Raw genomic sequence first — 23,859 nt, 5'->3', positions numbered from 1 at the left:
GCCGCGGGCCTCCCGGTTTCGGCGTCGGCGCGGCCGTTGACCATTGCCGAGGCGGCCGAACCGTCGTCCATGGATCCGCTGTTCTCCCGCACGGGCAACAACCAGGCGGCGGCGGAAAACATCTACGAACGGTTGGTCTCCACCGACGAGAACATGCAGCTCCGGCCGGGCCTGGCCGTCTCCTGGAAAGCCACGGCGCCGGACATCTGGGAAGTGAAACTGCGCCCGGGGGTGATGTTCCATGACGGCACGCCGCTGACACCGGAGGATGTCGTGTTCTCCATGCAGCGTGCCGGCGATATCCCGAACAGCCCCGCGCCGTTTACGGGCGCGGTGCGCAGCATCGGAAGCATGCACATCGTCGACGGCTCGACCATCCGTTTTCAAACCAAGGGTCCGGTGCCGGATTTCATGGAGCAGATAGGGCTGGTGTACATCGTGGCCAAGCACGCCGCGCAAGGCCACAAGAGCGAGGACTTCAACAACGGCACGGCCGCCATCGGCACGGGGCCGTACAAGTTCCGCTCCTGGCAGCGCGGCGATCGCCTGGAGCTGGAGCGCAACGACCATTACTGGGGCAGGAAGCCGGATTTCGAGCGCCTGACGATCCGCTTTATCAGCAACGGCGCCAGCAGGGTGGCCGCCTTGCTGGCGGGGACCGTCGACCTGATCGATAGCGTGCCTCCGAACGATGCGGCCAAGCTGGCGGCCAATCCGGCCCTGAAGGTGTTTTCTTCTCCGTCGGCCCGCCTGATCTATCTGGCGCTGGATTCGGCGCGCGACCGCAGCCCGTTCATCACCGACAGCGCCGGCAAGCCCATGGATGCCAATCCGCTGAAGGACGTACGCGTACGCCGGGCGATCTCCGCGTTGATCATGCGCGAGCCCATTACTGCCCGCCTGCTTAGCGGGGCGGGGGTGCCGGCCGGGCAGATGGTGCCGGAAGGGTTGGGCGGCTACAGCCCCAAGCTGCCCGCGCCGAAGTACGATCCGGCCGGCGCCAAGGCCTTGCTGGCCGCGGCCGGTTATCCGCAGGGGTTCGGCCTGACCATCCATACCTCGAACGACCGTTTCTTCGGCGATAGCGAGATCGGCCAGACCGTGGGACAGATGCTCGCGCACGGCGGGCTGCGGATCAACGGTGTGGTCACCCAGCCCTATAACGTCTACGCGGGGGCCGCCGCGAAGCAAAGCTACAGCGCTTTCATTTTTTCCTACGGCAACAGCACCAGCGATTCCGCCAACGGTTTGACCAATGTGCTGGCCACTTACGATGCCGCCAAGGGTACAGGGGCTTTCAACCGCTCGCGCTATTCCAACCCCGAGTTCGATCGCCTGCTGGACCAGGCCTCGTCGCAGTTCGATCCCGCGCAACGCAATGCCCTGTTGCGGCAGGCCGCCGAAACGGCCTTCAACGACGTTGCGATTGTCCCGCTCTATTTCCCGGTGGTGCAGTGGGCCGCGCGCAAGGGCATCGTCTTCCATGCCAACAAGCTGGAACGCACGTCGGCCCAATATATCGAAGAGGCAAAGCAATGAGAGCGGACACCGCAGAGCCACGGATACTGCGTGACGTCATGGTGCCGATGCGCGACGGCGTGCGGCTGGCAACCGATATCCATCTGCCTCCGGGATACGAGGTCGGCGTCGACGGGCCACTGCCTGTCATCCTTGAACGCACGCCGTACGGCAAGGCCGAGGTCTCGCGATCGGAACGCATCGGCGGCCGTCAGGGCGTGCCTCGTTCGGAAGTGGCGCGCTATTTCGCCGCGCATGGCTACGCCGTGATTTTCCAGGACTGCCGCGGCCGCTACGGTTCCGAAGGCCATTTCGTCAAATATCTGTCGGATGGCGAGGATGGCTACGACACGTTCAGCTGGATCGTGCGTCAGCCGTGGTGCGACGGCAAGGTGGGCACGATGGGCCTGTCGTATGCGGCCCATACGCAGATGGCCGCCGCGTGCCTGAATCCGCCTGGCCTGGCCTGCATGGTGCTGGACTCGGGGGGATTCTCCAACGGCTACCAATGCGGCATTCGCCAGTCCGGCGCCTTCGAGTTGAAGCAGGCGACCTGGGCATTCAAGCAGGCCAGGCTCAGCCCCGCGGCGCAGCGCGACCCGCTGATCGCCGCCGCGCTGGACCGCCAGGACATCCGGGAATGGTTCAAGCGCATGCCGTGGCGGCCCGGCCACTCGCCGATAAAGTTCGTGCCGGAGTATGAGGATTACCTTTTCGAGCAATGGCGCGCGGATACGTTCGATGAGTCGTGGCGCCGCGTCGGGATTTATGCCCAGGGCTACTACGACGCGATTCCCGATATCCCGATTGTGCTGATGTCCAGCTGGTACGACGCCTATGTGCGGACGACCATGGAGAACTACGAAGGCCTGACGCGTGGCCGGCGCGCGCCGGTTCGGCTGATCATGGGACCCTGGCTGCATGGCGACCGCAACACGCCTTATTCGGGGGACGCCGATTTTGGCGCTGCCGCCATGCTGGATGGCCACATCGCCGAACATTGGCTGGCGTTCCGGCTGGGGTGGTTCGACCGATGGCTGAAGGGTGCGCGGGGCGATGCCGGCACGGCGTCCGCGACCGACCCGGTGGCCCGCCTATTCCTGATGGGCGGCGGCAGCGGACGTCGCCTGGCATCGGGCCGCTTCGACCACGGCGGACGCTGGGTCGTCGCCTCGGGTTGGCCCGTGCCGGAAGCGACCGACACGAGCTTCTATCTGCATGCGGACGGTCGCCTGTCACCGGACGCACCGGCCACGCCCGGTGCGCATATCTCCTACGCCGCGGATCCGCGCCGCCCCGTGCCTACCATCGGCGGCTCGTTGACCTCTGGCGAGCCGGTGTTTTCCGGCGGAGGATTCGACCAGCGCGAGGACGAGCGGTTCTTTGGGTGCACACAACCCGGCATGCCGCTGGCCGCGCGCGATGACGTCGTGGTGTTCCAGACGCCGCCGCTGGAACGGGATTGCGCCGTGATAGGCCCGATCGTCGTACGGCTGGCTGTGTCCTCCGACGCGCCGGATACGGATTTCACCGCGAAGCTGATCGACGTGTATCCGCCCGGCGAGGACTATCCGGAAGGCTATGCGCTGAACATAACGGATGGGATCTTCCGCTGTCGCTTCCATGCTTCCTGGGAGAAGGCCGCACCGTTGCAGGCGGGCAAGGTGTATTCGATCACGATCGAACCCTTCGCGACCTGCAATCTATTCAAGCAAGGGCACCGTATCCGGCTGGATATCGCCAGCAGCAATTTCCCGAAGTACGACGTCAATCCGAATACCGGTGAAAGCGCCGCGGATGGGCGCGTGATGCGCGTGGCGGTGAACACCTTGCATCTGTCACCGGAGTATCCGTCTTCCATTGTGCTGCCGATGGCGGATCCGGAGCGGTTGCGGCCGCTGGCGTAATCTGGGTGGGACGACGGCGACTGTCATCGATCGGGACTTGGCATCGCGCTGTCGGTGGCGGGGCCTTCTACCCTTCCAGCTTGATGCCCCCCGCGGCAATGATGTCCCGCCACTTGGCGATATCCGACGCGATCAGCTCCGAAAACTTCGCCGGTCCGTTCGACACATTGTCCGAACCGAATGACTCGATCACCCGCCGCACATTGGGCCGGGCAGCGGCCTGGATGGTGGCATCGGTCAGGCGCGTGGCGGCCGCCTGAGGAATGCCCGCGGGCGCCAGCAGGCCGTACCAGCCGCGGGCCTCGAATCCCGGGACGGCGCGCTCGGACATTGTCGGGACGTCCGGTAGTTGCGCCGTGCGGCCCGGACTGGTGACGGCCAGAGCCTTCATTCGTCCGGCCTGGATATGAGGCAGCACCAGCGCCAGATTCTCGAACGCGTACAGCACTTCACCGCCGATCACGGCCACGACGGCCGGCGCGCCACCCTTGTAGGCGACGTGCGTCGCCTGCACGTGCGCTTTCTGCTTGAGCATCTCTCCGGCCAGATGCTGCGGTGTTCCGGTGCCCGCGGAGCCGTAAAAGGGCGGCTTCTCGCTGGCGCGCAGCTGAGCCATCAACTGGTCCACGGACGTGATACCCGATTTTGTGCCGGTCACAAGCACAAGCGGCGTCGCGGCGAGCAAGGTGATGGGTGTGAAGTCCTTGCGTGGATCGTAGGGCAGGTTCTTATACAGCGACACGTTGATCGCCAGCGGCCCGCTTGCGCCCAGCAGCAGTGTGTAGGGATCGCCGGCGGCACGCGCCACGTAGGCGGTACCGATGTTGCCGCCGGCGCCCGGCTTGTCTTCCACGATCACCGGCTGCCCGAAATCGCGCGTCAGCTCGGCCCCTATCAGTCGGGCCAGGATATCGACGATACCGCCGGGCGGGTAGGCGTTGATGATCTTGATAGGCTGTGTCGGCCAGCTTTGGCCGCTCGAGTCCACGGCGGCAAGTGCGGCCGGGCTGCTGCCAAAGATTCCCGCCGAAAGGATCCCCAGGCTGCTTCCTGCAAGGAAGTCACGTCGCTTCATGTCTGTCTCCCCGTTCTTGTCGAAACGTTGTTGTGTGTGTAGGCGCGGCGCTATGCAGGCTCCAGCTCGAACTTCAATGTCGTCCCCTTGACGATGATGCCCCCACGGGCACCGGGTGTCAGCGATCCGTACCGCGCCGCGAATGACGGTGGCAGTGTGCGCCCCTCCTCGGGCGCCAGCCACAGGCGAAGCAGGTGCCGCTTCCTTTCCGGTTCAGGCCAATCCTCGTAATCCGTGCGGGAGTGAAGGATCTGATGATTGTGCAGAAACTGCATGTCGCCCGGCAGAAACTCCATCTGCAGGCAGAATCGAGGGTCGTTGGCGAGCTCGTCGAGCAGGGCCAAGGCTTCCAGCTCCTTGTCCGTCAAACGGCGCGCTTCAGGGAAGAGGGCCTGCGCGCTGCGTATGTATTGGCCGACATAGATCGTGGTCAGCTTGCCGTCGCACCAGTTGAAGACCGGAACATCGAACCAGGGCTTGGCACCGTCGGGCACTTCGCCGCGGCGATCGGTCGGGAAGGGGTGGAACAGCTCGGCCGCGAGGTCGGGACGTTGTTCCATCATTGCGTTGTACAGCGACACCGAGCTGACGATGCGGCTCTCACCGCCGGACCGCGACGTCTTCAGGCATAGCAATCCGACGATGTCGCATGAATCCGTGTGGTATTCGAGTTGCCGGTTGGTTTGGTAGTAGCGGGTCTGCGGCTTGTTGATGTCCGCGCCGGTGTCGCGGACATGTCCCAACAGATGGCCGGCGGCGTTCTGGGAGCGAAAGCTGCCGAACCAGGCACCCATGCCCAGGTAGGCAATGGCGGCTTCCTCCGTCGAGTAGCGTTCGACGGGAAATCCGCGGATAAGGACGAAGCCTCGGCCGTCGATGACGTCCCGCAGCATGCGCTTCAGCCTTGGGCCCAGCGTAGGCAGCGAGAAACTCGCGACGTCGATGTCGCCGAATGCGCGCCCCGAAGCCTTGTGCCGGGCGATTGCCTGGTGCACCTCGGCCACTTCCGCTTCCGAAAGGTGTTCGATCCATTGGCCGTCGGAGGCCATTTGGGGACCGAGCCAGGCACTGGCGCCGTCGATACGGCGCGGGGGATCTCCCGCCGGCGTGGGGGTCGTTGCCTGCATTGCTGTCTCCTGTATCCAAGTCTTGTCAGGGCTGGTATTTGTCGATATAAGTCTAAGAACACAGAAGAATAGATGCCATCGAATAATATTTATCGACCTATCGTATCGTTGAATAAATGCATCTCGCCAATATCACGCTCAAGCAGCTGCGCGCCTTTGCAGCGGTAGCGCGCGAAGGCAGCTTCACACGCGCGTCAGAGAAGTTGCATGTGACGCAGTCCACGCTGACTACCTCGGTCAAGGCGTTGGAGAGCGAGATCGGCCTGAGGCTGTTCGACCGCTCCACCCGGGCCGTGCAGCTGACGATGCAAGGGGAGCAGTTCCTTCCCGCCGCAGAACGGATGTTGCGCGATCTGCAGGAGTCGCTCGAAGAGATGCGGATGGCCGCCACCCGGCAGCGGGGCTCCGCGGTCGTGGCCGCGGCGGCTTCCTTCATCAACTACGTCATGTCGCCGGCGGTAATAGAGATGGCCGGCACTTATCCCGGAATTACCGTAAGGATGCGCGAAGAGACGACGGAAGGCGTATGCCGATTGGTCCTTTCGGGCGAGGCCGACTTTGGCGTCACCACACTGTTCCGGCCGGAGCCCCTGCTGGATACGGCGAAGATCCTGACGGACCTGTATGGCGCGGTGTTCGAGCCACGGCACCCCTTGGCGCTCGAACACGGGTCGATACCCTGGTCGCGCCTGGCGGGCCACACGATGGTAGGGCTCCATCCTTCGAACGGCATTCGTGCGCTGATCGATCTCCATCCCAGGATCGCCAGGCGTTTCAAGGAGCCGGGCTACGAGGTGGGCTCGATGTCGTCGCTGTTCCCCTTGCTCAATCGGGGCATGGGCTACGCGGCATTGCCGGCGCTGGCCGCGCAACCATTGGTGTCGGCTGGCCTGTGCTTCAAGCCATTGATCCAGCCGGTCCTGAAGCGAAACCTCTACGTAGTGAAGAAGAAGGGGAGGACGCTATCGCCATCCGCAGCCGCGCTATTGGAATCGATGACCCACGCGGTTGAAAGGATGAAACCCCACGCCCAGGTAGAGATCGCCTTTGGGGTGGAGCAGATGAACGCTTTCTGCGCGCCGTAGCGGCGATCGATCAAGACGCCGACTTTCTTTGACCGTGTTCGCCCACTTGGCGACGCTTCATTGATTCGGCCTATCACGCGGTTTATCGAAGGCATGTCAAACGACGAGTCTTTGACGTGGGTCAAAGTGCTTGCGGGATTGCGATTGCAGCATGGAAGGGGCGTGCGGAATATGACGCATGCGTCGGATGCCTCGACGCGGCAATTCCGCGACGAGAGCCACACCGGCGCCAGCCCCTGGGGCGCTAACCGAGAGCGTCCGTTCTGATCGGAGGAGCCATGGGAAACCGGACAGGTGGTGAGCTCATCCAGGATTTTCTTGAGACCTATAGCATTCCGTTCGTGTTCGGCAATCCCGGCACAACGGAAACGTCCTTCCTCGCGGCCGTGGCGGCATCGAAGGCGACCTACGTCCTGGCCCTCCACGAATCCAGCGCCGTGGGTATTGCCGTCGGCTATGCCCTGATCACGGGTGCGCCGTCCGTTGTCAGCCTGCACACCTATCCGGGTCTCGCCAACGGTATGTTCAACATGCGCAACGCGCTCATGTCCGGCGTCCCGCTTCTGGTTATCAATGGCCAGCAGGATTCCCGTTTTCTCATCCATAATCCCGTACTCGGCGCGCCCAACACCACGCTCGCCGGGACCGCCACCAAGTATGCCTACGAGGTGACGCGCACGGACGACCTTGCCGTCGCCTTGCAGCGCTGCTATTTGCAGGCGCGGCTCCAGCCCGCCGGCCCCGTGTTTCTCTCCATTCCCATGAACTTCATGCTGGAGGAAACCGGCTGCACCACCTTCAAGAGGACCCGGATCATCGAGGATGCGGTGCCGTGCGGCATCGGCGAGCTTGCCGGCGTTCTCAAGGGCGTTCCCGCGGGCAAGCTCGTCATCGTCACCGACTATGCAGTGGGGGCGGCGCATGGCATCGACGCCGTCAGCCGCATCGCCAGTGCGCTCGGGGCGGACATCTACGCTGCTCCCTTCCATGTGCAAGGCACGGTCGATCCGCTGCATCCCAACTTCCGCGGCCAACTTCCTCCGACGACGCGCAGGATCAATGAAGCCTTGAGCCGCTATCACACGATGCTGCTGATCGGCGAGAAGGTCGACAGTTTTACCTATGATGGTCTTTCGGCGCTGCCGCCCGAGCTGCGGGTTATCCAGCTCGCGCCCGCGGCCGGCCAGCTGGGGTTCGACTTCCCGTGCGATATCGCCGTACTTGGCGATATCCATGCAACGCTGAATGCGCTCGCGGCAGCGCTGGGCGGCGAGGCAAAGGCGGCTGCCGTGCGGGCGATCGACGAGGCTGCCCTGGACGCCAAGTATCCCGCTTCCGGAGCGCACGCGAGCAATGCGCTTATTCTCTCGGTGTTGCGCCATCTCGACCGCATGACCCACGTCATCACGGAGGGGTCTTCCGAGGATGCGATCGTGCAGGAGATGGCAACGGCGCTGGGATTCCGCAATGTCCATTTCTCGCCTCGCGGCGGCGGGTTGGGTTGGGCGATGCCGCTCGGCGTTGGGATCGGACTCGCGACGGGAAAGCCCGCCGTATGCTTCGTCGGCGATGGTGGCAGCATGTACTCGATCCACGCCCTTTGGACCGCGGCGAAATACGCCATTCCTTGTGTCTTTGTCTGCTTCGTGAACCACGAATATCGCCTGCTGAAGGATCTGTGGTGCAACGAGATGAGGACGACCTTCGAGACCACGCATTTCGTCGGCCTGGATTTCAGTGACCCGAATGTGGACATGCAAAAAATCGCCGAGGGTTTCGGCGCGCGCACCGAGCGGATCTCGAGCCTTGATGTCGTGGGCGGCGTTCTTTCCCGTGCGCTCGCGCATGCCGGCCCGAGCTTCCTGATCATCGATCGCGAGCCCTGAGCTTGCGGCGGAGCCGCGTCTCCCGCGGCATTTCAATCCGGGCAACATACAGGAGACGGCCATGTCTGGCGATTTTGAGCGAGAGCTGACAAAGCGAGTCTGGACGGACGATCAATTCGCCTACCAGGTGGAGAACGATCCAATCGAGGCGCTCAAAGCCATGGGCGTAGCGGTACCGGCTGGCGTCAAGGTCAAGGTGGTGCTGCAGCGTCGAGACAGGGTCTACTTCACCATTCCGCCCGCTCGCGGGCTCCAATCGCCAGTGCCTTCGACACCGCTTAACCAGATGGATCTCTGGTCCAGCCAGGGCCTTTTCATCTGGCTCGTTCCCGTGGAGGCCAAGTTCAAGCTGCTCGCCCTGCGCAATGCTGCCCGAACGGTGGAGAGTCAGCCATGAGCAATACCGACTTCGTCGAAAAGAATTATGAACGTATCGCCACCGACCCAGACTATCGCGCGCGGTTGCTTGCTGACCCGGTCAGGCTCGTTTGCGAAGCGTTCGGCTACACGCCCGGCCCGGATCTTAAGATCGAGATCATCGAGCAGGTATTGGATACCATCGTCATCATGGTGCCTCCGAGGCCGCAGGCCGACGCGGACCTGGAGCAGGAGTTGAGCCAGGTTACGGAACGAGTCTTCGATCTGCTTTTTTCATCCGGAATCGGCGGCTTCTTCATCCCGGACGATAAACAGAAATGGCTGGTGCGCGAGATGCGGCTGGCGGCGCAGAAGAAGATGGGTCTCGACATCTCGCAAATGTAGGAACGCCCGCGCCACGACCAAGGCAAGGGGCGTGTCTCGGCTTCCGGGCGTTGGCGAACCGTCGCTTCCGGTATCGGCGAAGCGCGGATGAATCCGCCCGTGCATTTCTTCGCTAGCGCAGAGCAATAAATCGAAATATTGCGCGCCCCTGACGAAAACACCGCGTTTTCCGGTGTTTTTGCACAAATTAAAGATCGATGACGCACGGTACCTTCTGCCCTCCCCATGCAGCCTGGGCCCTTGTCCCGCGCGTTGCGCGCACGAGCATTGGCCTGCTGTCCACGCAAAACATGACGTCGCGGGGAGCGCGACGCGGAGTAAAAGGCCGTGAAGAAGAAGCACAAGCAGAAGCAGGGCAAGCAAGGCAATCACTCATTTCGACATGGCGCCATGCCGAAGGCCGGCATGGCCTTGCGGCAGACGGGACCTTTGCAGATTCTGACCGGCTCGCTGCTGGCGGCAAGCCTGCTTCCCGGCATCGCAGCGGCCGTTCCCTGCACCACGGCGGGGACGGGCACCATCGTGAATTCGTCGACGGGATGCTATGAGTGGACTGGCGGCGATTTTTCCGTCATGGCAACGGGAACCATTTCGGGCGCGTCCTTCGCCATCCAGGCTAACAACACCCTATCCGGCCGGGAGCTGTCCAACTTCGGTACCATCGTGGGCGTGGATCTGGGTATCCAGAACCTGGGCAAGATCGACTCGCTGAAGAACAATGGCGCCGTGGTGGGGACTGGGAGTGCCTGGACAACGATGGGCGTCCAGAACACTTCCACCGGTTCGATCCGCTCCATGATCAACTCGGCCAACGGATACATCACGGGTACCGGTGTGGGCGTAAGCAACGCCGGTACTATCGTGCGGTTGAACAATCTGGGGTTTATTGCGGGTACCAGCTCGGCTGGCAGCGGGATCGCGGGGGTGGACAACAATGGCGGCACGATAAGCACCCTGGCCAACAGCGGGACCATCCTGGGTTCCCAGACCAATGTTTCCAACGTCGGATTCGCAGTCGTCTCCCAGAACGGCGGCGGTATAGGAAGCGTCGACAACAGCGGTCTGGTGAACGGCATGTTTGGCGTCCTCGCGCTCAATACGAGTACCGTGGGCAGCCTGACGAATACCGGCACGATCTCGGGCAGCCTCTCCGGCGTGGCCGCGGTGGCCGGTACCATCCAGGCGATCGACAACTCCGGCCTGATCTCTGGCGGCGCGGGCGGCACGATCATCGGCAACCCCTCCGGTCCCTATGCCGGCATCCTGGCCCAGGTGGGCGGTAGCGTCGGTTCCGTCACGAACAGCGGCACCATCACCGGCCTGTACAACGCCATCGAGGTCGATAACATCAGCACGATCGGGCCGATCGCCAACAGCGGTCTTATCGCCGGCGACATCACGTCCGCCAGCACGCAGGACCTGACGATCGCGGGCGGCAGCGGCACGGCCATCGGTACGCTGACCGGCCTGAGCGGCGGCCTGGCCGAAACCGACAAAGGCTTCATCAAGCTCACGGGGGCCAACCTGGTTTTCACCAGCGGCAATCTGCTGTTGAACGACGACATCGGGGTGAATGCCGGCTATGCCGTGATCAACAACGGCGCGACCCTGCAGATCAACAATCCCATCACCGTGCACGGCGACTACACCCAGACCGGCGGCGGCCTGGCGATCAACGCGGCCAACGCCACGACGTACGGGTATCTGGACGTCAGTGGCAGCGCGTCGGTCAGCAACTCGGCCATCAGCCTGAGCGGAAGCAGCCTGGCCGCGGGACAGACCTACTCCGTCGTGCGCGCGGCGGGCAGCGCCGCCTATAGCGGCAACACGGCATTCGTCTCGGTGAACAACGGCCTGCTCGCGCAGCTGAGCACGGTCGGCGGCAACCTGGTCGCCACGCTGGCGCCCGATGCCCAGCATCATTACTGGGACGGCGCCAACACCGCCGCGGACGGCACCATCGCCGGCGGCTCCGGCACCTGGACGGCGACCGGCACGAACTGGACCAGTACCGATGGCACCAGCAATGGCAAGCTCGATACCGCCGATGTGCGCCCGGTATTCGGCGGCACCGCCGGCACCGTCACGGTGGACAACAGCCTGGGCGCGATCAAGGTCAGCGGCATGCAGTTTTCCACCGACGGCTACCGGGTCACGGGCAGTCCGATCAACCTGACCGCCGCCGCCTCGGCCATCGAAGTGGACGACAACGTCAACGCCACCATCGATTCGGTGCTCCAGGGCAACGGCGGGCTGGCCAAGACGGGCAACGGCCTGCTGATCCTGAACGGCGCGAATACCTACTCCGGCGGCACGACGGTCGATGCCGGTACGCTGGAGATCGGCGATGCCGACCACGCCGGCGCCAGCATCCTGGGCGACGTTGCCGTGGGATCGGCCGGGACCCTGCGCGGACACGGCACGATCGGCGGCAGCGTCACCAACAACGGTGTGGTGCGGCCGGGCGGATCCATCGGCACGCTGACCATCGCGGGCAACTATACGCAGTCGCCCTCGGGCACCTTGTTCGTCGATGTCAGCCCCACCGCGGCCTCGCAGCTGAAGGTCGGCGGAACGGCGACGCTGGGCGGGACCTTGAACGTGCTGTACGGGCCGGGCACCTATAGCGCCGCGTCCTACCGCATCATCGATGCGTCCAGCGTGAGCGGCCAGTTCTCCAGCGTGACCAGCAACGCGCCGGCCGAACTCGCGCAAAGCGTGCAGAGGCTGGCCGATGGCAGCACGCTGACGCTGTCGCCGGCGGGCACCGATAACGGCGGTACGGATAACGGTGGCGGCACGGGCGGCGGCACGGTGGTCGTCAAGCCCACCAACGCCACCATCTTCGGGGCCATGGGCTCGGCCGCCATCCGCGAAGGCCAGCGAGTGAACGAAACGCTGCTCTCGCGCCTGGGACAAGCCTGCGCGGACGCCGCGTCGGCGGCCGACTGCGCACGCCCCGGCCGCCAGGCCTGGGCGCAGATCGTCTCGGATACGGCGCATGTGCGCGGCAACGACGACGCGCCCAGCTACAAGGACAGCCACTACGGTTTCCTGACCGGGCTGGATCACCAGGTGGGCGACTGGACGCTGGGTATCGCCGGCGGCTATAGCCACACCGATGTCTCCGAGGACGATGCCAGCGGCAAGATCGACACGGTGCGCGTGGCCGGCTATGGCAGCCGCCGGCTGGGGCCGGTCGACGTGGCTGCCACGGTGGGCGCGGCCTACGACTTCCTGCAATCGCGGCGCTCCTTCGCGGGACTGGGCAGCGCCAAGGGCGATACGGACGGCCAGGAGATCACCGCCGGGCTGCAGGCCAGCCTGCCGCTGGCGACGGGCCGCTTCACGATCACGCCGCGCGTGGGCCTGCGCTACCAGTACTTCCATGCCGACAGCTTCGGCGAAAACGGTTCGACCAGCCAGAACCTGCACGTCGGCTCGCAGGACATCAACAGCCTGCAGCCGTACGCGCAGCTGGCCGTGGGCCTGCCCTTCACCACGGGGGCGGCGCGGCCCGCACTGGTCGAGGCGCGGGTGGGCTATGCCTATGAAACCCTGGACGCCAGCCGCACCGTCGCGGCCGCGGCCAGCGACGGCACGCGCTTCACGCTGCCCGGCGTGGCACCGTCGCGCGGCATGCTGACGGCGGGCGTGGGCCTGACGCTGCCACTGGGCAAGGCGGTCGATATCACGGCGAGTTACGATCGCCTTTTCGATACCGGCAATGTCTCGGCGCAGGCTTTCCAGCTGCAGGGGCGCTACCGGTTCTGACCGCGCCCACCGCCATACCCGAGATGACCCGCAAACGCCCCGCGCCGCCACCCGCCGCCGAACCGCAACCGGACCTGACGCAAGTACTGCAACAGGCCTATGCACACTGGAATGCGGGCCAGGCGGCGCAGGCGGAGATGCTGGCCCGACGGGTGCTGGAGGCATGGCCGGGGCAGGCGGACGCGCTGCATTTGCTGGGGCTGATCGCGCACGCCTACGGCAAACTCGAGCTGGCCGTTGAGTACCTGCGCGGGGCTTGCCAGGCGCCGCGCGCCCCGGCGGTGTACTTCAGCAATCTGGCGGAAATGTGCCGCCAGCAGGGCCTGCTGGCCGAGGCGGAGGCCGCGGGCCGCCAGGCCACCCGGCTCGCGCCCGAGCTTCCCACCGCCTGGAACAATTTGGGCATTGTCTTGCAGGAATGCGGACGCTACGACGAAAGCGCGACGTGCCTGGAGCGCGTCGTTGCGATCCTGCCCGATAGTCCCGAGGCCCACAACAATCTGGGCAATACCTACAAACGCGCCGGCCGGCTGGCCGATGCGCGGGCCGAATACGGCAAGGCCCTGGCGCTGCACCCCGCTTACGCGGAAGCGCACAGCAACCTTGCCTTCCTGCTGAGCGATCTGGGCGAATACGCAGAAGCCGCCGAGGCCGCACAGCTGGCCATCGACTACAACCCCCGCCTGGCCGACGCGTACATCAACATGGCTGGCATCGAAGCCGCGCGGCAACGCCCGGACCAGGCCCTGCATTGGATCGAGGCCTTGCTCGCCTTCGCTCCCTTGCATGCAGGCGGGCTGCTTGCCAAGGCCAGGCTGCTGCTGCAATGCGGCCAGCTCCAGGCGGCGCTGGAGGCAGCCGGCCAGGCCGTGGCTGCCGCGCCGCAGAACGCCGACGCCTACAACATGCTCGGCGAGGCGCAGCAGGCGCAGGATCGCTTCGAAGAAGCATTGGATTCGTTCGATCGGGCGATGTCGCTCCCCGGTATCGCGCGAGAAGCGGCGTGGCTGAATCGGGCGCGGCTGCTGATGATCCTGGGCCGTGCCGGCGAGGCCCGCGCCGTGCTGGATGGGCTGCTCGCGTGCTACCCCGACAATGCGCAGGCGTGGAGCGCGCGCGCCGATATGACGCGCTTCGAGCGCGGCGACCCGGCGATCGACGCCATGGAAACCCTGTTGCGCGAAGACCGCGTGGGGGACGTCCCACGCCGGACCGCCCTGCGCTTCGCACTGGGCAAGGCCTACATGGACTGCGGCGCCACCAAAGAGGCCTGGGCGCATTTGGTGGAGGCCAATCGCGAAAAGCGCGCCAGCTTCGATTTCGACATCGGCGTGGCGACCGGCGGGATGACGCGCATCGCGGATGCCTTCACCGCATTGCCGGCTTCCGCGCAAGCCGGCAATGCCAGTGACCTGCCCGTCTTCATCGTGGGCATGCCGCGATCCGGCACGACGCTGGTGGAGCAGATATTGGCCTCGCACTCACGGGTGCATGGCGCGGGAGAGTTGCCGCTGATGCGCGATCTGGTCTCGCGCATTGCCGGCTTTCCCGAAGGCATGGCGCAAGCAGACCCGTCGGCGCTGGACGCGCTTGGCGATGCCTGCGTGAAAAGGCTTGCCGCCCTGTCCATGGGAAAGGACCGCGTCATCGACAGGACACCGTCGAACTTCCTCTATGCCGGGCTGATCGCGCGCATTCTTCCCCGTGCCCGCATCATCCATTGCCGGCGCGATCCGGTGGATACCTGCCTTTCCTGCTTCAGCAAGCCCTTCGGCGCGGAGCACGCCTACAGCTGCGATCTGGTGGAGTTGGGGCGCTACTACCGGGCCTACGATGCCTTGATGGCATGCTGGCGGCGGATACTGCCGGCGGACCGCTACATCGAAGTCGATTACGAAGCGCTGGTCGATGATCCGGAAGGGCAAAGCCGGCGGCTCGTCGAGTTCCTGGGCCTGCATTGGGAGCCCGCCTGCCTGGCGTATCACCGATCGCCGCGGCCCGTGCGCGGCGCCAGCATGAACGAGGTGCGGCAGCCCATTTATCGGCACGCCAAGGGCCGCTGGCGCGCCTACGCCCATTATCTTGGTCCCCTGTTGTCCGAACTGGGTGTCGAGGCGACGTGATGCGGAATGCCGAGGAGCTGGCGCGCCAGGCCGGCAAGCTGCTGGACGACAGGCAGTATGCGGAGGCCGAAGGCCTGTTGCGGGCCGGAATCGATCCCGCGGGCGCGCCGAGCGAACTGTGGCGCCTGCTGGCGCAGGCCGTCAAGCACCTGGGCCGTGTCGCCGAGGCGGCGGCAATCCAGGAGATGCTGGTCCGCGCCGTGCCCGGCGATCTGTCTGCGCGCTTCGATCTGGCCGAAACGCTGTTGCTGCAAGGCGATTTCGCGCGCGGATGGCGCGAGTATCGCTGGCGCTACAGCCTGGCGCATACCGCCGCGATCGAACGCAAGGTGCCGCTGCCCCGGTGGGACGGCCGCCGTATCGCCGGGCAGACGCTTTTGATCCACGACGAGCAGGGTTATGGCGACACGCTGCAATTCATCCGCATGGTCGCCTGGGCCAAGGCGCGCAGCGCCGCGCGCATCGTCCTGGAAATCCATCCCGACCTGCTCGGCATTGCGCGGCGCGCCGCGGGCCACGACGCGATCTCCACGCGTGGAGATCTTCCGCCACCGTTCGACCAGCATTGCGAGCTGATGTCCCTGCCGATGGCGATGGGGCTGCGTTTGCAGGATCTTCCTGGCGAAACGCCTTATCTGTCGCCGGATCCGGCTCGCGTGTCCAAGTGGCGCGCCCGGCTGGCGGCCCTGCCGCGACCGTGGGTGGCGCTGGTGTGGGCGGGCCGGCCCTCGCATCCGAACGACGCCAACCGCTCGCTGGCCCTGTCCGACCTGGCGCCGCTGGCCTTGCCGGGCATCACATATCTGGCCATCCAGAAGGGGCCGGCCGCCGGGCAGGCCAGGACGCCGCCATCGGGCATGAGTATCGTGCCGTTGGACGACGAGATCCACGACTTCGAGGACACCGCCGCCATCCTGGCGCTGGCCGATCTGCTGATCTCCATCGATTCGTCGCCAGTGCACCTGGCGGGCGGCTTGAATCGTCCCGCATGGGTCATGCTGCCTTTCTTGCCGGACTGGCGCTGGTTGATGGACCGTACCGATACGCCGTGGTATCCGTCGCTGCGCCTGTTCCGGCAGCCGGCGCCCGGCGATTGGACGGCGGTGCTGCGCGATGTCGCCCAGGCGCTCGCGCGGACATTTCCCGGCGGCCGGCCAGCCCGATAGGGGCGTCCAGTCGCGCCGAACTGCTGGACGAAAGGCCGCTCAGGCGGCCGTGAGGAGCCCGTCGCGCAGGACGTTCAAACCCGCGGAGCATTCGGACCAGGTCATCGCGCCACCCAGGCAGACCCGCGCCGCCGACGGCGGATCGCCGTCCGTCGCGAAGGCCGCGCTCGCGACGACCCATACGCCCTTGTCCCTCATGCTTTTGGCGAACCCCACCGACGACAGGTGGGACGGGAGTTCCAGCCAGAGATGAAAGCCGTCCGGGTCGGCGGTGTAGGACATGCCGTCAAGCACGTTGCGCGCGAGGTCCTGGCGGTCCGCGGATTCGGCGCGCACGGCTTCCAGCATGGCTTCGGCCGTGCCGTCGTTCACCCACCGGGTCGCCAGCGCGTTCGTGATGGGCGAAGACATCACCGTAAAGGCACGCATCGTCGCCGCCAGCCGTTCGCGACGCAGGGTGTCTGGCGCTTTGACGTAGGCGGTTCGCATGCCCGCACCCAGGCACTTCGAGAAACCTGTGATGTAGTAGGACAGCTCCGGTGCGAGCAAGGTCAAGGGCTCGGGCATCTGCGCCGGCAGCATGGCGTAGGGATCGTCTTCGATGATGGCCACGTTATAGCGTTGCGCCACGTCGGCCAGTGCTTCGCGGCGCCGCGCCGGAATCGTGATCGCAGTGGGATTCTGCACCGTCGGATTGCAGTAGAGCGCTTTGGGGCGCAGGGATTTACAGACTTCCTCGAAGGCGTCGGCGCGTATGCCGTCGCTGTCCATCGGCAGCGGCAATAGTTTCACGCCGAGTTGTGTCGCGATGGCCTTGATGCCGGGATAGCTCAGCGATTCCACGCAGAGGTATTCGCCGTGCGGCACCAATTGCGAGATCAATGCCAGCAGCACGCTGTGTATGCCGGGACACACCAGGACCAGATCGCCTTTCACGCCGGGCAGCTGACGGCGCAGCCATCGCGCGCCCGCATCGCGATCCGCTGCCATGCCGCCGAATTCCTGATAGCGCAGCAAACCATAGAAATCGTCGGCGTCGAAGATGGAGGAGGCGCTTTTGCGCACCCGCGCCAGCAAGGCGGCCGATCGCGGCTCCGGAGGCAGATTCATGCTCATTTCCGCGCTGATTCCACCGCGCGAAACCAGCGAGGGATTACCCCCTTTGACGTAGGTGCCCGCGCCCGGATGCGATTCGACCAGGCCGCGTTTGCGTGCTTCGGCGTAGCCGCGTGCCACCGTCGTGTAGTCCAGGCTGAGTGCTTCCGCCAGTTCCCGCAAAGGGGGGAGGCGGTCGCCCGATGTCAGGCGGCCTTGCTCCATGTCCTGTTCGATCAGTTCCGGCAGCAGGAGGTAAACGGGGCGTTCGCTGCGAGCGAGTTTCCCTATCCAATGGCGCGTGGAATAGCTCATCTCTTGTTGCTCCGGATCGATGTGAACGGCGGATGGCGCAATGGTGGCACAAGGAAGATGACATGAGTAGCACCCCGGGCGCGAGCCTCGCCGGGCTGTTTTGCACCGTACCGGCGCGCCACGCACCGGCACGGTTCGCGTTAGGCCGCCAGTCGCACATCGTCGGTGCATGCGGGCGCTCCGGCGGCGCGGACGTGGGCCGCGCGGACGGCATCCGACCGGCACCGATGGCGTGCGCAAGCCAAATCCACTCCGCTTGATTGGATGTTGATCGCATTTCATACCACCGTCGATGGCATGGGCGTTGCAAGACTTGCCGTACGCAGCCCCGCGTATTTCGTTCATCTCTCTGGAGAACATCCCATGCCCGCCGTCACCAAACCCGCTCACGAAAAAGGCGACTTCCTGGTCGACTATGAAGAAAAAGTATTCGAGGACGTCAAGGCCGAGCCTGGAGAAAAAGCGCTGGTTACGTTCCATACCGTCGCCTTCGAAGGCTCCATCGGTTTCGTGAACCTGCTCCAGGCCACGCGCCTGCAGCGCAAGGGCTTCGAAACCTCGGTATTGCTCTACGGGCCTGGCGTGACGCTGGGCGTCAAGCGCGGCTTCCCCACATTGGGCGACGAGGCATTCCCCGGGCACCAGAACTTCAATAAACAGATCGAGAAATTCATGCAGGAAGGCGGCAAGGTCTACGCCTGCCGCTTCGCATTGCAGGCGCTGTACGGTCATGGAGAGCCCTCGCTGATCGAAGGCATCCGGCCCATCAATCCGCTGGACGTGCTGGACCTGGTCCTGCTGCACCGGCGCGACAACGCCTTCATCCTCGACACCTGGACGCTATAAGCCACGGGAAACAGCCATGTACGACAAACGTGTCATACGGGTCGCCGCGGTACAGATGTCTCCGGACCTGGAGACGCCGGGCGGTACGCTGCGCAAGGTATGCGAGGCCATCGACGATGCCGCGCGCCAGGGCGCGGGCCTGATCGTGTTTCCCGAAACCTTCGTGCCGTACTACCCGTACTTCTCGTTTGTGAAGCCGCCGGTGCTATCGGGCGCGGAGCATATGCGGCTGTACGAAGGCGCCGTGGTCGTGCCTGGCCCCGACACCCAGGCAGTGTCGGAGCGGGCGCGCGCGAATGGCATCGTCGTGGTGCTGGGCGTGAACGAACGCGATCATGGATCGCTCTACAACACCCAGCTGGTGTTCGATGCCGACGGGCGGCTGTTGCAGCGGCGCCGCAAGATCACGCCGACATTTCACGAGCGCATGATCTGGGGGCAGGGCGACGGCAGCGGGTTGGAGGTCGTGCAGACGGCCGTCGGCCGCGTCGGCGCGCTGGCCTGCTGGGAGCACTACAACCCGCTGGCGCGCTACGCCCTGATGACGCAGCACGAGCAGATCCACTGCAGCCAGTTTCCCGGCTCCATGGTGGGGCCGGTCTTCGCCGAACAGATCGAGGTCACGATCCGGCATCATGCGCTGGAATCGGGCTGCTTCGTGGTCAACGCCACGGGGTGGCTGACGGATCGCCAGATTGCCTCCATCACGCCCGACCCCGCGCTGCAAAAGGCGCTGCGAGGCGGCTGCAATACCGCCATCGTGGGGCCGGAAGGCAACCATCTGGTCGAGCCCCTGCGTGAAGGCGAAGGGCTGCTCGTGGCCGATCTCGATCTTTCTTTGATCATCAAGCGCAAGCGCATGATGGACAGCGTGGGGCATTACGCGCGCCCGGAACTGCTTAGCCTGGCCATCGATCGGCGCGCGGCGCCGCACGCATTTCCCAAGAATCCCGGCGAACGTCCCGCCGACACCGCTACGCCGTTCTCCGAAGAGGCCGATCATGGAAACACCGCTTTCGCCGGTCAGTGCGAACCGCCAGCTGATGACGGAGCTGCAATCGTCAGGGCTCAGGCTGCTTGACCCCAGTGCCGGCGCGGCCAGCCGCCGGGGCGGCGCGGGTCCGTCGGATCATAAGGCGGTCCTTGTGGAGGACCGCGCCTTCATGGTGCCGGTCCATACCTCGACCGCCTGGAACTCGCCGTTCGTGGCGATGCCGCCGGATGCCAATGGCCGCAGCACGCTCATGCGGGACGCCATACCCATCGCCACGATTTCGTTTCCCAAGGCGCCGCGTTTTTATGCGATGCAAACGCTGGACGGCATTCCGTACTCGCATATCGCGACCCTGCATGGTTCCGATGTGCTCGCCACCACGGTGCTGCAAACGTGCATCCGTTATGAAAGCCGCCGCAAGGCCTGCCAGTTCTGCGCGATAGGGCAATCGCTGGCCGCGCGCCGCACCATCGCGCGCAAGACGCCGGAGCAGCTCGCCGAAGTCGCGCGCGCCGCGGTGCTGCTGGACGGCGTCAAGCATATGGTCCTGACCACCGGGACGCCCAACGCCACGGACCGGGGCGCTGCCATCCTGTGCGAAAGCGCCTTCGCCATCAAGGCCGCCGTCGATTTGCCGATACAGGGGCAATGCGAACCTCCGGACGACGACAAATGGTTCGTTCGCATGCGCCAATCCGGCGTCGATGCGCTGGGCATGCACCTGGAGGCCGTTACGCCGGAGGTGCGGGCGCGCATCATGCCCGGCAAGGCCACGGTGCCCGTGGAGCGCTATCTGTCGGCATTCGAGGCGGCGGTGGGCGTCTTCGGGCGGGGGCAGGTCAGTACCTACATCCTGGCGGGGCTGGGCGATACGCCGCAGGCCATCCTGCAGATGTGCGAAAAGCTGGTCGGGCTGGGCGTGTATCCCTTCGTGGTCCCCTTCGTGCCGATAAGCGGCACGCCGCTGGAAGACCATCCCGCTCCCGCGCCTGCCTTCATGCGCGAGATCCTGGAGCCTTTAGGCCGGCTGGTGGGCCAGGCATCGCTGCACTCGCGCGACATCAAGGCGGGCTGCGGCAAGTGCGGCGCCTGTTCCTCGCTCGCGTTGTACGAGGCCTGAGATGAAACATCCCCAAGCGCACGCACCCTTGTCCGCGCCGATGGCATTCGCGAGCACGGTCAGCGACCTGCCCTGCGATTTCCGGCCGGTGGAGTTCCGGATCAAGCACGCAACCCAGGCCTGGGAGCGCGCCGGCGCCTTCCAGTTGCGCCGCGATGTGTTCTGCGAGGAGCAAGGCATCTTCGACGGCGATGACCGCGACGCCATAGATGGCCACGCGCATCTGTTGGTGGCCCTGGCCTGCGTGGGGGGCATGCCCGAGGAAGTGGCCGGCACGGTACGCATCCACCTCGACGATAGGGGGCGGTGGTGGGGATCGCGCCTTGCAGTGCGCGGCGACTTCCGCCGTCATGGCAGCCTGGGCGCCGCGCTGATCCGCCTGGCGGTGTGCAGCGCCAGCGCGATCGGCTGTCACACGTTCCTGGCGCATGTGCAGCGCCAGAACGTGCCCTTGTTCCGGCGCTTGCACTGGCGCGCGCTGGAGGACGTAGCGTTGCGAGGGCGCCCGCATACGCTGATGCGCGCCGACCTGGATGCTTATCCGCCGTTCCACGACATGAGCGTGGGCTTTGTCGTCCGAGGGAGGCACTGATGTCCGAAACGCTCGCGGACCTGGCCGCGCAGTTGCGCGGCAGCCGGGGATTCGCCCACAAGCGAGACATCGCGGCGGTGTCCCGCGCCTTGTCGCGGCACCTGCCCGAAGGGTGGGCGGCTGCCGGCCAGGCCACCGCCCTGGGCGACGATTGCGCGGCCTTGCCGGATGGCGATGGCCATCTGCTGTTCGCGATCGAGGGCTTCGTCGAAGACTTCATCGAAGCCATGCCCTGGTTCGCGGGTTACTGCGGCGTGATGGTCAATGTCAGCGACATCTATGCCATGGGCGGCAGGCCGATCGCGGTCGTCGACGCGCTGTGGAGTGCCGGCGCCACCCCGGGCGACGCGGTGCTGGAAGGCATGGCGGCGGCATCGCGTGCCTACGGCGTACCCATCGTGGGCGGTCACAGCAACTATCGCAGCGCGCGCGGCCAGTTGGCCGTGGCCATCCTGGGCCGCGCGCGCCACCTGATCAGCAGTTTCGCGGCACGGCCCGGCGATGTGCTGGTGGTCGCGACGGACCTGCGCGGCGCGTACCAGGAGCCCTTTCCGTATTGGAATGCGTCGACGGACGCGCCGGGCGAACGCTTGCGCGCGGACCTGGAGCTGCTTCCCCTATTGGCCGAAGACGGCCTGTGCGACGCGGGCAAGGACATCAGCATGGCGGGCCCGGTGGGCACCGCGCTGATGCTGCTGGAATGCTCGGGTTGCGGCGCCCGTATCGACCTCGACTCGCTTCCCCGGCCGCCGGACACGCCACTGTCGCGCTGGCTGGTGTCCTTTCCCAGTTATGGCTTCGTCCTGAGCGTACGGCCCGGCAATGCGCAGGCGGTCCTCGCGCGCTTCGCCAGCCGCGGCATCGAGGCGCGGACGTGCGGGCAGGTGACGAAGGACCGGTCGGTGGTATTGACGATGGGTCGCGAAAGCATGCCGTTCTGGGATCTGGACCGCGAGGGATTCATCCTGGATGGCGATATGCCCGCGCCCGTGGCGGCCGCCGAGGGGCAATCATGAAGATCGGCTTGCTGACCCATTCGGTCAATCCGCGAGGCGGCGTGGTCCATACCCTGGAACTGGCCGACGGCCTGACGGACCTGGGGCATGACGTTACGGTTTTCGCGCCCGCAACGCCCGGGCAGGCGTTCTTTCGTCGGCCTCGGTGCCGGACGTCGTTGGCGGCGTTGGCGCCGCACGGTCCGGGCATGCGCGCCATGGTCCGGGCACGCATCGATGCCTACGTGGCCCACCTGCGTCATCACTTGCCGGGGCAGGGCTATGACATCCTGCATGCCCAGGACAGCATCAGCGGCAATGCGCTGGCGGATCTGGCGGACCTCGGCATCGTCCCGGGCTACGCACGCACGGTGCATCACCTGGACGAGTTCGACGATCCTTGCCTGACGGCCTGGCAGGCTCGTGCTTTCGAGCGCGCCGCGCATGTTTACTGTGTCAGCGATACCTGGGTGGAGTACCTTGCCAGGCACCATGGGATCGAGGCGCGGCGCGTCGCCAACGGCGTGGATCCGCGGCGTTTCCATGCGCGCAGCGACGCCGGCGACGCGTCGGTGGCCGAGCGCCATGGCATCCGGGCGGATGGCCCGGTATTCCTGGCCGTGGGAGGGGTGGAGGCGCGCAAGAATACGCTGGCCATCCTGCATGCCTTCATGGAGGTCCGCCGCACGCATGCCGACGCGCAGCTGGTGGTGGCGGGCGGCGCCAGCCTTCTCGACCACGACCGCTATGCGGACGAGTTCCGCCGCGTGCTGTCCGGCGTGGCGGGGCACGGCGTGACGGCACCGGTCGTGCTGACGGGTGCCGTGCCCGACACCCACATGCCGGCGCTCTACCGGCTGGCCGATGTGCTGGTCATGCCGTCATTGCGCGAAGGCTTCGGCCTGGCCGTGCTGGAGGCGCTTGCGTGCGGTACGCCGGCGGTGGTGTCTAACCGCCGGCCGTTCACGGAATACCTGACGCCCGCCGATTGCCGTTTCGCCGATCCCGAATCCGTCGATTCCATCGCGCGCGCCATGCAGGACGCTTTGGACGACACCCCCGATGCGGCGGCCCTGCTGGCGCGCCATTCATGGCAGGCCAGCGCGTCGCGGCATGCCGAACTCTACGAAGCGGCGCATTGCGTCGCGACGTGAACCGGAGACGCACCATGCCCGCCATGCATTTCCTCGTCCGTTGGCCCGACGGCAGCGAAACCGAGTGCTATTCGCCTTCCCTGGTCATCAAGGACTACTTCGTTCCCGGTACCGCATACGAGGTCGACGACTTCATGTCGCGCGTCCGCATCGCGCTGGAGATCGCCAGCGAACGTGTCCGGCTGAAGTTCGGCTTCGCCTGTTCGCGCGCGGCGGACCAGCTGGAGATCCTGGAAGCGCGCGGCGCGCTTCATACGAACGAACCCGGCCGCGTGACCGTGGTGTCCTTCTCGGACGCCCCCTGACCATCCTTCCCACAGGCAGC

Annotated in this window: 19 protein-coding genes; 16 read left to right on the top strand and 3 right to left on the bottom strand. The window is 65.6% G+C overall.

Annotated features, from left to right (window positions below; all coding sequences use genetic code 11):
• Positions 1-36 precede the first annotated feature (36 nt).
• The gene (locus CAL28_RS25045) at positions 37-1,539 is read left to right on the top strand and encodes an ABC transporter substrate-binding protein (protein ID WP_254926224.1); all 1,503 of its coding nucleotides are present in this window, start codon (positions 37-39) and stop codon (positions 1,537-1,539) included.
• A complete protein-coding gene (locus CAL28_RS25040) occupies positions 1,536-3,425 on the top strand; it encodes a CocE/NonD family hydrolase (RefSeq protein ID WP_094843836.1) in 1,890 nt (629 codons plus the stop codon). Before CAL28_RS25045 ends, CAL28_RS25040 begins: the two co-directional genes overlap by 4 nt.
• A 67-nt stretch (positions 3,426-3,492) precedes the next feature.
• Here the strand turns inward: CAL28_RS25040 and CAL28_RS25035 are convergent, their stop codons facing one another.
• Together CAL28_RS25035 and CAL28_RS25030 are read right to left on the bottom strand one after the other, a co-directional pair.
• The gene (locus tag CAL28_RS25035) at positions 3,493-4,500 is read right to left on the bottom strand and encodes a Bug family tripartite tricarboxylate transporter substrate binding protein (RefSeq protein WP_094843835.1); all 1,008 of its coding nucleotides are present in this window, start codon (positions 4,498-4,500) and stop codon (positions 3,493-3,495) included.
• Positions 4,501-4,550: 50 nt separating this feature from the next.
• Complete coding sequence (locus tag CAL28_RS25030) at positions 4,551-5,627, bottom strand: TauD/TfdA family dioxygenase (RefSeq protein ID WP_094843834.1); 1,077 nt, start codon at positions 5,625-5,627, stop codon at positions 4,551-4,553.
• 116 nt (positions 5,628-5,743) lie between these two features.
• Between CAL28_RS25030 and CAL28_RS25025 the strand changes: the two genes are divergently transcribed.
• The 7 genes from CAL28_RS25025 to CAL28_RS24995 all read left to right on the top strand — a co-directional run bounded on the left by CAL28_RS25025 (position 5,744) and on the right by CAL28_RS24995 (position 16,423).
• Positions 5,744-6,712 carry a LysR family transcriptional regulator gene (locus tag CAL28_RS25025; RefSeq protein WP_094843833.1) on the top strand — a complete coding sequence of 323 codons (969 nt, stop codon included), beginning with the start codon at positions 5,744-5,746 and terminating at the stop codon, positions 6,710-6,712.
• 278 nt (positions 6,713-6,990) lie between these two features.
• Positions 6,991-8,598 (top strand): thiamine pyrophosphate-binding protein, encoded by a 1,608-nt coding sequence (locus CAL28_RS25020; RefSeq protein WP_094843832.1) that lies wholly within the window; start codon positions 6,991-6,993, stop codon positions 8,596-8,598.
• 61 nt (positions 8,599-8,659) lie between these two features.
• A complete protein-coding gene (locus CAL28_RS25015) occupies positions 8,660-8,995 on the top strand; it encodes a hypothetical protein (protein WP_094843831.1) in 336 nt (111 codons plus the stop codon).
• Positions 8,992-9,360, top strand: a complete 369-nt coding sequence (locus tag CAL28_RS25010; RefSeq protein WP_094843830.1) for a hypothetical protein — start codon at positions 8,992-8,994, stop codon at positions 9,358-9,360. The genes CAL28_RS25015 and CAL28_RS25010 overlap by 4 nt, the downstream gene beginning before the upstream one ends.
• Before the next feature lie 327 nt (positions 9,361-9,687).
• On the top strand, positions 9,688-13,134 hold the full coding sequence (locus CAL28_RS25005) for an autotransporter outer membrane beta-barrel domain-containing protein (protein WP_094843829.1): 3,447 nt from the start codon (positions 9,688-9,690) through the stop codon (positions 13,132-13,134).
• A 23-nt stretch (positions 13,135-13,157) separates the two neighbouring features.
• Positions 13,158-15,257: a tetratricopeptide repeat-containing sulfotransferase family protein gene (locus CAL28_RS25000; RefSeq protein ID WP_094843828.1), complete on the top strand. Its 2,100-nt coding sequence runs from the start codon at positions 13,158-13,160 to the stop codon at positions 15,255-15,257.
• Positions 15,257-16,423: a tetratricopeptide repeat protein gene (locus CAL28_RS24995; protein WP_094843827.1), complete on the top strand. Its 1,167-nt coding sequence runs from the start codon at positions 15,257-15,259 to the stop codon at positions 16,421-16,423. The genes CAL28_RS25000 and CAL28_RS24995 overlap by 1 nt, the downstream gene beginning before the upstream one ends.
• 39 nt (positions 16,424-16,462) lie before the next feature.
• On the opposite strand, the gene CAL28_RS24990 is transcribed toward CAL28_RS24995, so the two are convergent.
• Positions 16,463-17,833: an aminotransferase-like domain-containing protein gene (locus CAL28_RS24990; RefSeq protein ID WP_094843826.1), complete on the bottom strand. Its 1,371-nt coding sequence runs from the start codon at positions 17,831-17,833 to the stop codon at positions 16,463-16,465.
• Between the two features lie 363 nt (positions 17,834-18,196).
• On the opposite strand from CAL28_RS24990, the gene CAL28_RS24985 reads away from it, so the two are divergent.
• The 7 genes from CAL28_RS24985 to CAL28_RS24955 are packed head-to-tail and all read left to right on the top strand — an operon-like array spanning position 18,197 to position 23,839.
• The gene (locus CAL28_RS24985) at positions 18,197-18,679 is read left to right on the top strand and encodes an MSMEG_0572/Sll0783 family nitrogen starvation response protein (RefSeq protein ID WP_094843825.1); all 483 of its coding nucleotides are present in this window, start codon (positions 18,197-18,199) and stop codon (positions 18,677-18,679) included.
• Between the two features lie 16 nt (positions 18,680-18,695).
• Positions 18,696-19,760, top strand: a complete 1,065-nt coding sequence (locus tag CAL28_RS24980) for a Nit6803 family nitrilase (RefSeq protein ID WP_094843824.1) — start codon at positions 18,696-18,698, stop codon at positions 19,758-19,760.
• Entirely contained in the window at positions 19,723-20,793 is a 1,071-nt protein-coding gene (locus tag CAL28_RS24975) for an MSMEG_0568 family radical SAM protein (protein WP_094843823.1), read from the top strand. Before CAL28_RS24980 ends, CAL28_RS24975 begins: the two co-directional genes overlap by 38 nt.
• A 40-nt stretch (positions 20,794-20,833) precedes the next feature.
• Positions 20,834-21,385 (top strand): MSMEG_0567/Sll0786 family nitrogen starvation N-acetyltransferase, encoded by a 552-nt coding sequence (locus CAL28_RS24970; RefSeq protein ID WP_094844844.1) that lies wholly within the window; start codon positions 20,834-20,836, stop codon positions 21,383-21,385.
• On the top strand, positions 21,385-22,401 hold the full coding sequence (locus CAL28_RS24965; RefSeq protein WP_094843822.1) for a sll0787 family AIR synthase-like protein: 1,017 nt from the start codon (positions 21,385-21,387) through the stop codon (positions 22,399-22,401). Before CAL28_RS24970 ends, CAL28_RS24965 begins: the two co-directional genes overlap by 1 nt.
• Positions 22,398-23,534 carry an MSMEG_0565 family glycosyltransferase gene (locus CAL28_RS24960; protein ID WP_094843821.1) on the top strand — a complete coding sequence of 379 codons (1,137 nt, stop codon included), beginning with the start codon at positions 22,398-22,400 and terminating at the stop codon, positions 23,532-23,534. The genes CAL28_RS24965 and CAL28_RS24960 overlap by 4 nt, the downstream gene beginning before the upstream one ends.
• 14 nt (positions 23,535-23,548) lie before the next feature.
• Positions 23,549-23,839: an MSMEG_0570 family nitrogen starvation response protein gene (locus tag CAL28_RS24955; RefSeq protein WP_094843820.1), complete on the top strand. Its 291-nt coding sequence runs from the start codon at positions 23,549-23,551 to the stop codon at positions 23,837-23,839.
• Positions 23,840-23,859: the final 20 nt, after the last annotated feature.

Origin of the sequence: Bordetella genomosp. 11 (assembly GCF_002261215.1) — a bacterium.
Lineage (GTDB): Bacteria > Pseudomonadota > Gammaproteobacteria > Burkholderiales > Burkholderiaceae_B > Bordetella_C.
Note: the sequence above shows the minus strand (reverse complement) of the source record. Positions and strands in the feature narration are given on the sequence as shown.